Raw genomic sequence first — 11,830 nt, 5'->3', positions numbered from 1 at the left:
ATCCTTAAAGGACTTGAAAGTCTCTTCAGTTTTTCAGCTTGTTTCCTGGTTGTTAAAGAACAGAAATAACATTTTCAGTTATCATCGTTAAATAAACTCATTAAGTATAAAAACTCAATTTACTTAACGATGATAAGTGGTGGAGATAAGCGGGATCGAACCGCTGACCTCCTGCGTGCAAGGCAGGCGCTCTCCCAGCTGAGCTATATCCCCATGTCATCGTTTATTTATTACCTTATTCACCTCAATCACTCACTCAGTTTGAGTGGTGGGTCTGAGTGGACTTGAACCACCGACCTCACCCTTATCAGGGGTGCGCTCTAACCACCTGAGCTACAGACCCAAGGGAATAACGGCTTTCTGCTCGATATTGTCTACAATATATCAATCAATCTGTGTGGACACTTATTGTCTCTCGTTTTTGGTAAGGAGGTGATCCAACCGCAGGTTCCCCTACGGTTACCTTGTTACGACTTCACCCCAGTCATGAATCATACCGTGGTAAACGCCCTCCAAAAGGTTAAGCTATCTACTTCTGGTACAACCCACTCCCATGGTGTGACGGGCGGTGTGTACAAGGCCCGGGAACGTATTCACCGCAACATTCTGATTTGCGATTACTAGCGATTCCGACTTCATGGAGTCGAGTTGCAGACTCCAATCCGGACTTAGACGTACTTTGTGAGATTCGCTCCAGCTCGCACTCTCGCTTCCCTCTGTATACGCCATTGTAGCACGTGTGTAGCCCTACTCGTAAGGGCCATGATGACTTGACGTCATCCCCACCTTCCTCCGGTTTATCACCGGCAGTCTCCTTTGAGTTCCCGACCTAATCGCTGGCAACAAAGGATAAGGGTTGCGCTCGTTGCGGGACTTAACCCAACATTTCACAACACGAGCTGACGACAGCCATGCAGCACCTGTCTCAGAGTTCCCGAAGGCACCAATCCATCTCTGGAAAGTTCTCTGGATGTCAAGAGTAGGTAAGGTTCTTCGCGTTGCATCGAATTAAACCACATGCTCCACCGCTTGTGCGGGCCCCCGTCAATTCATTTGAGTTTTAACCTTGCGGCCGTACTCCCCAGGCGGTCGATTTATCACGTTAGCTACGGGCGCCAAGCTCAAAGCTCAACCCCCAAATCGACATCGTTTACAGCGTGGACTACCAGGGTATCTAATCCTGTTTGCTCCCCACGCTTTCGCACATGAGCGTCAGTACATTCCCAAGGGGCTGCCTTCGCCTTCGGTATTCCTCCACATCTCTACGCATTTCACCGCTACACGTGGAATTCTACCCCTCCCTAAAGTACTCTAGCGACCCAGTATGAAATGCAATTCCCAGGTTAAGCCCGGGGCTTTCACACCTCACTTAAGTCACCGCCTGCGTGCCCTTTACGCCCAGTTATTCCGATTAACGCTCGCACCCTCCGTATTACCGCGGCTGCTGGCACGGAGTTAGCCGGTGCTTCTTCTGTAGTTAACGTCAATCACCTAGTCTATTAAACTAAATGCCTTCCTCGCTACCGAAAGAACTTTACAACCCGAAGGCCTTCTTCATTCACGCGGCATGGCTGCGTCAGGGTTGCCCCCATTGCGCAATATTCCCCACTGCTGCCTCCCGTAGGAGTCTGGGCCGTGTCTCAGTCCCAGTGTGGCTGGTCATCCTCTCAGACCAGCTAGAGATCGTCGGCTTGGTGAGCCTTTACCTCACCAACTACCTAATCCCACTTGGGCTCATCCTATGGCATGTGGCCCGAAGGTCCCACACTTTCATCTCTCGATACTACGCGGTATTAGCTACAGTTTCCCGTAGTTATCCCCCTCCATAAGCTAGATTCCCAAGCATTACTCACCCGTCCGCCACTCGTCATCAAAGAAGCAAGCTTCTTTATGTTACCGTTCGACTTGCATGTGTTAAGCCTGCCGCCAGCGTTCAATCTGAGCCATGATCAAACTCTTCAATTCAAGTTCAATCGCTCAATACTGCTGACATAAAATGTCACTACTTAAAAAAGTATTATGAATTTCTAGTTAGCACCTATTAAGACTTCAAAATTAAAAAATATTTTTAAAACAAGTCAATCAACAAGTGCCCACACAGATTGTCTGATATATTGTTAAAGAGCAAAAAAATAAATTGGTCGGCGAGATAGGATTTGAACCTACGACCCACTGGTCCCAAACCAGTTGCGCTACCAAGCTGCGCTACTCGCCGTCAGATTTCTCAACAATGAGAAGATGGGGTGGCTAATGGGATTCGAACCCACGACAACTGGAATCACAATCCAGGGCTCTACCAACTGAGCTATAGCCACCATTGATTAGTTGTTTATCGCATTGACTTCTGGCGCGCTCGACAAGATTCGAACTTGCGACCTTTGGCTCCGGAGGCCAACGCTCTATCCAACTGAGCTACGAACGCGTTACTGCGTTGTTGCAGGGGTGTATATTAATGATTTCCAAATATCTTGTCTAGCACTTTTTTGAAAAAAAATATCAAAAGATAAATTTTTGTTCAATTTGTATAGAATTTATTATGTATTCGTTTATTTTTAGTGCTAAAACATAAAAAAGGATAGCAAATTGCTATCCTCTTTATTTCATTTATTGCTTGTTACGACGTGCGCGACGTTTCATTCTTCGTACCCATCGGGTGATTTTCCATGCTTTTGTAATTGAATAAGCATAAAGGAAGAATAATACAATAAACGCAATAAACATTGCCCATTCATTAATATAGAAGACTTCGCCTAAGATCCCAATTGTGGCACAAATGGCCGCAAAGAAAGTAATTAATAAAAAGGCTTGGCGAGAGGTTAATCCAGCACGAACCATTAAGTGGTGTACGTGTAAGCGATCCGGACGGAATGGACTTTTCCCTTTGCGTAAACGGCGATAAATGATGGCCACCATATCAATTAAAGGAACAGCAATAATCCAAAGTGCGGTCACTGGATTCATCGGATGTCCTTTTCCTTGCGTACTTAAAAGTAGAATCCAAATAATAGTAAAGCCGATTAAAGTACTTCCTGCATCGCCCATGAACACTTTATATTTTGGCCCGAACGGAATCCCTAAGTTTAATAATAGATAAGGTAAAATCGCTACAATTAAGGCAAAACTCCAATATGCCATATCCATCTGTCCATCACGGAACATCAAGATACCGATGGCAGCAAATGAAACAATTGACAACCCTCCTAGCAATCCATCAATACCATCAATCATATTAAAGGCATTAATAATCGCGATTGTGGCAAATACGGTAATAATCAATCCGATAGAACCAAGTGTTAATTGGAATGGCCCGAGAATTTGGCCTAAATGATCTAAATAAACATTACCTAAGTCGATCATTAAAATCGCAAGCACCGCTTGAATTCCTGCACGCAAGAAAGGGCTAATATCAAAGCGGTCATCTAAGATACCGATTGCGAGCAGAACAAAGATACTGAATATATAAAGATAAGGTAAACGAAGTTGATCCCACTCCATTAAATAATAGCAAAGGTTTCCCATAAAAAGAGAAACACCGCCAATAAGTGGAATCGCACCTTGGTGACGCTTACGATAATTTGGTTTATCAACCAAGCCAATTTTATTCGCAATTGGTCGCATCACAAGCAAGGTTAAAAATGCTCCTAAGAAAGTTACAATAAGACTTAGCATAGTTTGTATCCTAAAAATTTTTTGCAAAGGATAACATAAAGAAAAATCAGCACACAAAGATTTTTCTCAAATTCAGTTTTTTAGTACAATATGCCCACTTTTAATATAAGGATTAAAAATCATGACAAAATCAACCGCACTTTTCTCTCGTGCACAAGAAGTTATTCCTGGTGGTGTAAACTCCCCTGTTCGTGCTTTTAAAGGCGTAGGTGGCACACCCGTATTTATTCAAAAAGCCAAAGGCGCTTACATTTACGATACCGAAGGCAAACAATATATCGATTATGTGGGTTCTTGGGGGCCAATGATTTTAGGTCACAATCACCCTGCTATTTTAGATGCTGTATTAAAAGCAGCGGAGAATGGTTTAAGCTTTGGTGCGCCAACTCCCTCTGAAATTGATTTAGCAGAATTGGTCTGTGAAATTGTGCCATCAATTGAAATGGTTCGTATGGTGAGTTCAGGTACTGAAGCAACCATGACAGCTATTCGTCTTGCGCGTGGTTATACAAATAGAAGCAAAATCTTAAAATTTGAAGGTTGTTACCACGGCCATTCTGATTCACTTCTAGTAAAGGCAGGATCGGGGGCGTTAACACTTGGTCAACCAAGCTCGCCAGGTGTGCCTGAAGATTTTGCAAAACACACTTTAACTGCAGAATATAACAATCTTGATTCTGTTAAAAAATTATTTGAAGAATTTCCTAACGATATTGCTTGTGTGATTATTGAACCTGTCGCAGGCAACATGAACTGTATTCCGCCAAAAGAAGATTTCTTACAAGGCATTCGCGAAATCTGTGACCAATATGGTGCACTTTTCATTATTGATGAAGTCATGACAGGTTTCCGTGTTTCACTTGCAGGCGCACAAGCTTATTATGGTGTAACACCGGATCTCACCACATTAGGTAAGGTAATTGGTGGCGGTATGCCAGTGGGTGCCGTGGGTGGTAAAAAAGTAATTATGCAACACCTTGCACCGACCGGTCCAGTGTACCAAGCTGGCACCCTTTCTGGTAACCCGATTGCAATGGCTGCAGGTTTAGCTTGTTTAACTGAATTGAAAAAAGCTGGTAACGAACAACATCTTGCGGAATTAACCACAAAACTTTGTGATGGCTTAAAAGCATTAGCCCAAAAACACAATGTGCCATTCGTGATTAATCATGTAGGCGGAATGTTTGGTATTTTCTTCACTGACCAAAAACAAGTGACCTCTTATGCAGAAGTCATGAAATGTGATACCGAAAAATTCAAAGTGTTCTTCCACAAAATGCTCGAGCAAGGCGTTTACCTTGCGCCTTCTGCTTTTGAAGCGGGCTTTATGTCTTTAGCTCATACAAATGAAGACATTGAAAAAACGCTTGCTGCCGCAGATATTGCATTTGCAGCAGTTGCTTAAAACATAAAAAGTGCGGTCAATTTTCACCGCACTTTTTTATTTCATATTATAAACGTTCATAGAGTACGTTTTCTAACAATCCCCTTTCCTCTTCAGTTAATGCTGTGCCTTTCTCGTTTGTTAAAATAAAAAAGTCTTCTGCTTTTTCTCCCACTGTCGTGATTTTTGCATTACAAAGATTAAGTTTTAACTCAGTAAAAATTTGACTGATTTGAGCCAATAAACCGGGTTTGTCTAAAGCAACGATTTCTAACTCCGTATGCTCTTTTTTACTTTCTTTCAAAAAACGTACATCTGTTTTTACAGTGAAATGTTGCAACTGTCGATTATTTGCAAAAGACATGGATGGCAATTTTTCTCCTAATAAAACAGAGGTTAATACTGTTTCTAATTCTCGGCGACGTTCTGAACGAACCAATTCACCATTTAATTCTGTGATGATAAAGCTGTCGAATACATACCCATCATCCGATGTTAAAATTTGGGCATCATGAATACTGAATTTTTTCGCGCCAATGGTTGAAACCACTTTATTAAATAAGTTAGCTTGATCAGAGCAATAAACGAAAATTTCAGTCCCACCGCTAGAAAAACGATTACTAATTTTAACCAGTACTTCACCATCAAATTCAGTTAATAACTCGGTATGCCATGCAATTTGTTTTGGGCTATTTCGTAAAAAATAATCATCAGGACAATGTTGCCAGAGTGCTAAAATTTTTTCTTTCGATAATTCTGGTTGATCTTCGGATAAAATTGCCAGCGCCAATTGGCGGTTTTCAAGGATCTTTTCTTTATTATCTAATAATAAATTCATCCCTTGTCGGAATTGTTGCGACGTATAATCGTATAAAGAGGCAAAAAGAGAACGTTTCCAGCTATTCCACAAGGTACCGTTTGTTGCACAAATATCGGCAACCGTCAAACAAGTGAGATAATCTAAACGCACATGATTTTGTACACTTTCCGCAAAGCTCATCACAACTTCTGGATCATGAATATCTCGACGCTGTGCAGTGATTGACATGAGCAAATGCTCTCTCACTAGCCAAGCCATCGTTTCAATTTCTCGACGATCAAAGCCATGCAAATGAGCAAATTCAGCTATATCTTCAGCCCCTAACTCTGCATGATCCCCTCCTCGGCCTTTCGCTATATCATGGAAAAGTGCGGCAACATAAAGCAAAGTGCGGTCAGAAATATGACTAAATATTTGATGGCAAATGGGATGGGATTCTGCTTCGTCTTCAGCTAAGAAACTCTCCAATTTCAACATCACTCGCAAAGTGTGCTCATCCACGGTGTAAATATGGAAAAGATCGAATTGCATCAAACCTTCAATTCCCTGCCATTGTGGCAAATAAGCCGTTAACACACCATATTGGTGCATTGGGAGAAATGCTCGCTGAATGGCTTTCGGTTGATTAAATAACCGAATAAATTTCTCTCTTGCTTCAGGAATATCACATAATTTCTGCGTCAAACTTTCCAACGCAATCTGTAATTGGCGTAATGTTGAAGAATGAATTTCGGCTTGAGCATGCTGTGTTAGATAGAAAAAAAGATCCAAAATACGATCTGGATAACGTAAAAACAGATCATTTTTACGTAAACACAAACTTTGATTTACTAGCTCAAAATTATCATCCAAAGGATGAATAGAAACCTCGCCATTTGTTGATAAAAAATGCTCTTTATAATGCTTAATCAGGATATCGGTCAAACGAGAAATCGTTCGTAAAGCTTGGAAAAAACGTTTCATCATTTTTTCGACACCACGGTTTCCGTCGCCTTCAAAACCAAGCATCTCGCTCACTTTGATTTGACGATCAAACAACAAACGGTTGTCATAACGTTTTAAAATCAAGTGTAAAGCAAACCGCACTTTAAATAAAAATTCTTGGCTTTCTAATAATTGTTGGTGTTCTGATGGATAAATAAAGCCACTTTTCAAAATACCATCAAGGGTCATTTCCCCAGTGTGTCGTAATGCGATCCAATATAAAAGATGAAGATCCCGCAAACCACCTGGGCTGTATTTTAAATCGGGCTCTAAATTGTAACTGGTGTTGTGATAGCGCTGATAACGTTCAATTTGCTCTTGTACTTTAGCGTCAAAGAATCGTTTTATCGCCCAAAAATCTGGCTTTTTCAATATTTCCCCTAAAGCATTAAAAAGGGATAAATCACCCGATAAATAACGAGATTCAAGCAAATTGGTGGCAATAGTAATGTCCTGTTTGCCTTCCTTTTCACATTCTTCTAAAGAACGAACACTATGCCCTACGTCAAATCCACAATCCCACAAGAACTGCACAAATTGAGCAATTTTTTCTTCCGTTTCAGACTCTCTTTCGTCTTTTGAAAGAATAAGAACATCTAGGTCAGATAAAGGAAAGATTTCTTGTCTGCCATAACCGCCTACTGCAATTAAGGTGAGATTAGCTTTATCTAATTCAAATTGCTGCCAAAGCTGTTTTAACAAATCATCACAAAACTGTGTACGGTTAGCAATCAGCTCAAAAACGGAATAATCAGTAAAGTGCTGACGTTCAAATTCCTTCAAATTTTCACGCTGAATTTTGACCGCACTTGGCGTGAGTGGAGAGTCGAAATGATAAGGAAAAAGCATAGGTATTCCACAAACAAAACAATTATAAAAAAAGCCCACTATCGTAGGCTTTTAGCTGAACTTAAAGGTTATTCATCATACGTTGAATTCGACCTTCTGCAATTTCTTCATCACGAATAGTCATCACTTCACAACCAGTTTCTGTCACAACAATTTGGTGTTCATATTGCGCTGAATGGCTACGGTCTTTGGTTTTTACCGTCCAACCATCGCCCATAATGCGCACTTCTTTTTTACCCGCATTAATCATTGGCTCAATGGTGAATACCATACCTGGTTTTAAAATCACACCACCATCATCAGCATAATAGTGTAAGACTTGCGGTTCACAGTGGAATTCAGTTCCCACGCCGTGACCACAGTACTCACGCACTACACTAAATCCTTGGCTTTCAGTATATTTTTGTACCGCTTTACCAATTTCGTTTAAACGAATACCCGGCTTAACCGTACGTAATCCCACATAAAGCGCTTCTTGTGCCGCTTCAACCAATTTTTGGCTACGAATATTGGTTTCACCCACGACATACATCTTCGAATTATCACCGAAATAACCGTCTTTAATCACAGTCACATCAATATTAACAATATCACCACGTTTTAATTTTTTATCGTCGCTTGGAATACCATGGCAAACCACTTCATTTATAGAAATACAGGTTGCTTTCGGAAAACCATGATAATTTAAGCACGCAGGAATCACTTTTTGTACATTCACCATATAATCGTGACAAATGCGATCCAACTCACCTGTGGTCACCCCTTCTTTGACATAAGGTTCTATCATAACCAACACATCTGACGCTAATTTACACGCTTCACGTAACTTAACAATTTCTTCTTCAGTTCTTAATGGAATACCCATTATTTCTCCTTATTTAATTCAGATTTATTCGCATATAATAGCACTAATTCCGTGAAAAATCTTGAATGAATTAACAGGTTATTAGATAATACAAGGATTATTTTTAGGAAAGTGGGGATAGAGATATGTCAGATTTAGATATGGCCGTACCGCTAACTTTTACTGATGCGGCAGCCAATAAAGTAAAAAGTTTAATTAGCGAAGAAGAAAACAACGAATTAAAATTACGCGTTTATATTACCGGTGGCGGTTGCAGCGGTTTCCAATACGGTTTCACCTTTGACGATAAAGTCAATGAAGGTGACTTAACCATTGAAAAAGCCGGTGTGCAATTAGTGATTGACCCAATGAGTTTACAATACTTAATTGGCGGCACCGTGGATTACACTGAAGGCTTGGAAGGTTCTCGTTTTGTGGTGAACAATCCAAATGCAACCAGTACCTGTGGTTGCGGTTCTTCATTCAGCATCTAACATGGATTTTCAATTTACCCATTATCTAGGCAATGTGCATGCCAAATGTTCGATGGAACACATTGCTCTAGCCAATTGGTTTAATTCAGAAGTGCGGTCAAATTCTCAAGCGTTTTTGACCGCACTTTCTGCCTGTGAGCAGATTAAAAATAATGATGAAGTCACGCTGATTGGTTCCGAATACACGCTTTTTATCAATACCGATGAAGTGATGATTCGCGCCAACAACCTTGCAATTGAAACAGATGAAATTTTAGAAGACGACTTCCATTATTATGATGAAGAAAGTATCGCCTTCTGCGGAACAACAGACTTCATTCACTTTCTTAATGCCTATTTTGAATTTATTGCTTAACCTCATTCTCTGAAGCTAACTATTATGTCGGAAACGGAAAACACCTCATCAGAACAACAAGAAACACAAGCGCCAAATAAGCGTCGTTCTTGTAAAATCTTTTTAGCCAAAGCGGCCTTTACTTTAGGGACGCTTGCCGTATTTTATGGTGGCTATTTAGACTGGCAAATTCGCTCAAAAATGGATGGCCAGATTTGGCGTTTACCGGCAGAAGTGTATAGTCGCTTAGAAAGCGTAAAACTGTCTGATAACCTTTCTTTTGACGAAGTGATTCAAATCTTATTGGATAACGAATACCGTCAAACTACTATGATTGCAGCACCGGGCGATTTTAAACTCGAAGACGATACTATCGTGTTACTTCGTCGTGCGTTCCCTTATCCTGATAAGCCTGAACCACAACGCGTGTTACGTCTGCGTTTTACCGATAACAAACTTTCTCGTATTGAAGATTTAGTCAACGTCAAAGCGGTTGATGAATTCCGTCTTGCGCCTAAATTAATTGCCATGTTGGAATCAGACAATGAAGAGCGTTTAGCGATTCCATTACAGCATTACCCTCGTTTACTCATTGATGCCTTATTACTCACAGAGGATCGCCGTTTTTACGATCATAACGGGATTAACCCTATCGGTATTGTACGTGCAATGATAGCTAATATTAGAGCGGGTCAAACGGTTCAAGGCGGTAGTACGCTCACTCAGCAATTAGTTAAAAACTTATTTTTATCAAGCGAACGCTCTTTGACACGTAAAGCTAATGAAGCCTTGATGTCATTGGTGTTAGATTGGCGATATGATAAAAATCGTATCTTAGAAACTTATCTGAACGAGATTTACCTTGGTCAAAATGGCGATACCCAAATTCACGGTTTTGCATTAGCGAGCCAATTCTATTTTGGTCGTTCTATCCGTGAAATTAGTCTCGATCAAATTGCCCTTTTAGTTGGCATGGTGAAAGGCCCATCCCTTTATAATCCATGGCGAAATCCACAATATGCACTCGATCGCCGAAATGTGGTATTAAAGCTGATGCTTGATCACCAAATGATTGGGGATGAATTGTATGAGATGTTAAGTAAACGTCCATTAGGCGTGCAAGCTAAAGGACAAATTTCACGTAAATACCCTGCTTTCATTCAAACATTACAAGCGGATCTTCGTCGTCAATTAGGGGAAAATAAAACCTCTGCACTACTTGGTGCACGCATTTTCTCCACAATGGATTTAAAACAACAGGAACAAGCTGAAAATGCTGTGGTGAATACGGTCAATCAATTGCAAGTACAAACTAAAAATCCCTATTTAGAAGGTGCAATGATTGTCGCGGATTATCACTTGGGTGAAATACGTGCAATTGTGGGTGGATTACAAACAGAATATGCGGGCTTTAACCGTGCCTTAATGTCAAAACGTCAAATTGGTTCTTTGGTAAAGCCATCCATTTATTTGACTGCCCTTATGAATCCGGAACAATTCCGTTTAAATACACCGATTCAAAACCAGCCAATCACGATTTATGTTAAAGGTAGCCAACCTTGGCAACCTCGTAACTACGATCGTAAATACAGCGGTTCAGTGATGTTGATGGATGCCCTTGCCCGCTCCTTGAATATTCCAACGGTAAACATTGGGATGAAAGTTGGCTTAAGCAAAGTCATTGATACACAAAAAGCCATGGGTTGGGACAATGTGACAATTCCAAAAGTCCCGGCAACCTTGCTTGGCTCTTACAGTATTTCACCTTATGATGTGACAAAACTCTACCAAACCATTGCCAATCAAGGTGGTAAAATTGAGTTAAGCACTATTCAAAGCATTACCGATCGCCAAGGCAATATTATTTACGAACACAATACGGTGCCGGATCAAGTAGTGCCGAGAGAAGCAGCTTATCAAACCTTATATGCGATGCAACAAACCGTAGAACGTGGTACCGCACGTAGCTTACAAAATGATTATGCAGATCTTCGTCTTGCGGGTAAAACAGGGACAACCAACGATGCTCGTGATACGTGGTTTGTCGGTATTGACGGTAAAAATGTCAGCACCATTTGGTTAGGTCGTGATGATAACGGTGAAACCAAATTAACCGGTGCCTCTGGTGCATTACAAATCTATAAAGATTACTTAAACCGTGTGGTTATTGAAAAACTGAAACTTGGTCAACCTTCTACCATTAAATGGGTTGGCATCAATGCTTACGGTAGTTGGAGTTGTGGTAGCAGCCGAACAATCCCAGTTTGGGCAAATAAAGATCAAAATTTCTGCGCTTCAGCACAAACGACGAGTACTGCGACCGCTACCGCGGCGCAAACCACGCAATCGCCACAACCTGAACAACCCGAATCACCAAAACAAGAAAGTGTATGGGATGTGTTAGATAATAAAGCGCCTGTTGAAGAAGCTACACCGGCTCAATAAATAGGCT

7 protein-coding genes, 5 tRNA genes and 1 rRNA gene are annotated in these 11,830 nt (G+C 41.0%); 4 read left to right on the top strand and 9 right to left on the bottom strand.

Features of this window, described 5'->3' with window-relative positions:
• Positions 1-137: 137 nt before the first annotated feature.
• The 7 genes from INP93_RS07115 to wecA form a co-directional block, all read right to left on the bottom strand.
• Positions 138-213: transfer RNA gene (locus tag INP93_RS07115), tRNA-Ala, on the bottom strand.
• A gap of 53 nt (positions 214-266) precedes the next feature.
• Positions 267-343, bottom strand: a tRNA-Ile gene (locus INP93_RS07110).
• Between the two features lie 82 nt (positions 344-425).
• Positions 426-1,965: ribosomal RNA gene (locus tag INP93_RS07105) — 16S ribosomal RNA — on the bottom strand.
• A 173-nt stretch (positions 1,966-2,138) separates the two neighbouring features.
• Positions 2,139-2,215, bottom strand: a tRNA-Pro gene (locus tag INP93_RS07100).
• A gap of 24 nt (positions 2,216-2,239) precedes the next feature.
• Positions 2,240-2,315: transfer RNA gene (locus INP93_RS07095), tRNA-His, on the bottom strand.
• Between the two features lie 30 nt (positions 2,316-2,345).
• Positions 2,346-2,422: transfer RNA gene (locus INP93_RS07090), tRNA-Arg, on the bottom strand.
• A 182-nt stretch (positions 2,423-2,604) separates the two neighbouring features.
• The gene (gene wecA / locus INP93_RS07085) at positions 2,605-3,669 is read right to left on the bottom strand and encodes a UDP-N-acetylglucosamine--undecaprenyl-phosphate N-acetylglucosaminephosphotransferase (RefSeq protein WP_197544514.1); all 1,065 of its coding nucleotides are present in this window, start codon (positions 3,667-3,669) and stop codon (positions 2,605-2,607) included.
• 121 nt (positions 3,670-3,790) lie between these two features.
• On the opposite strand from wecA, the gene hemL reads away from it, so the two are divergent.
• Positions 3,791-5,074 carry a glutamate-1-semialdehyde 2,1-aminomutase gene (hemL, locus tag INP93_RS07080; protein WP_197544513.1) on the top strand — a complete coding sequence of 428 codons (1,284 nt, stop codon included), beginning with the start codon at positions 3,791-3,793 and terminating at the stop codon, positions 5,072-5,074.
• A 46-nt stretch (positions 5,075-5,120) separates the two neighbouring features.
• Here the strand turns inward: hemL and glnD are convergent, their stop codons facing one another.
• Both glnD and map read right to left on the bottom strand, forming a co-directional pair.
• Positions 5,121-7,706, bottom strand: a complete 2,586-nt coding sequence (gene glnD / locus INP93_RS07075; protein WP_197544512.1) for a bifunctional uridylyltransferase/uridylyl-removing protein GlnD — start codon at positions 7,704-7,706, stop codon at positions 5,121-5,123.
• A gap of 61 nt (positions 7,707-7,767) precedes the next feature.
• Entirely contained in the window at positions 7,768-8,571 is an 804-nt protein-coding gene (map, locus tag INP93_RS07070; protein ID WP_005696218.1) for a type I methionyl aminopeptidase, read from the bottom strand.
• 125 nt (positions 8,572-8,696) lie between these two features.
• On the opposite strand from map, the gene erpA reads away from it, so the two are divergent.
• The 3 genes from erpA to mrcB are packed head-to-tail and all read left to right on the top strand — an operon-like array spanning position 8,697 to position 11,823.
• Positions 8,697-9,044 carry an iron-sulfur cluster insertion protein ErpA gene (gene erpA / locus INP93_RS07065; RefSeq protein WP_005696219.1) on the top strand — a complete coding sequence of 116 codons (348 nt, stop codon included), beginning with the start codon at positions 8,697-8,699 and terminating at the stop codon, positions 9,042-9,044.
• Position 9,045: 1 nt separating this feature from the next.
• Positions 9,046-9,399, top strand: a complete 354-nt coding sequence (locus INP93_RS07060; RefSeq protein ID WP_197545327.1) for a YacL family protein — start codon at positions 9,046-9,048, stop codon at positions 9,397-9,399.
• Between the two features lie 24 nt (positions 9,400-9,423).
• Positions 9,424-11,823 carry a penicillin-binding protein 1B gene (gene mrcB, locus INP93_RS07055; protein WP_197544511.1) on the top strand — a complete coding sequence of 800 codons (2,400 nt, stop codon included), beginning with the start codon at positions 9,424-9,426 and terminating at the stop codon, positions 11,821-11,823.
• Positions 11,824-11,830: the final 7 nt, after the last annotated feature.

Source organism: Haemophilus parainfluenzae (genome assembly GCF_014931415.1).
GTDB classification, from domain to species: domain Bacteria; phylum Pseudomonadota; class Gammaproteobacteria; order Enterobacterales; family Pasteurellaceae; genus Haemophilus_D; species Haemophilus_D parainfluenzae_AF.
The sequence above is the reverse complement of the archived record's forward strand: the minus strand, read 5'-3'. Positions and strand labels throughout refer to the sequence as shown.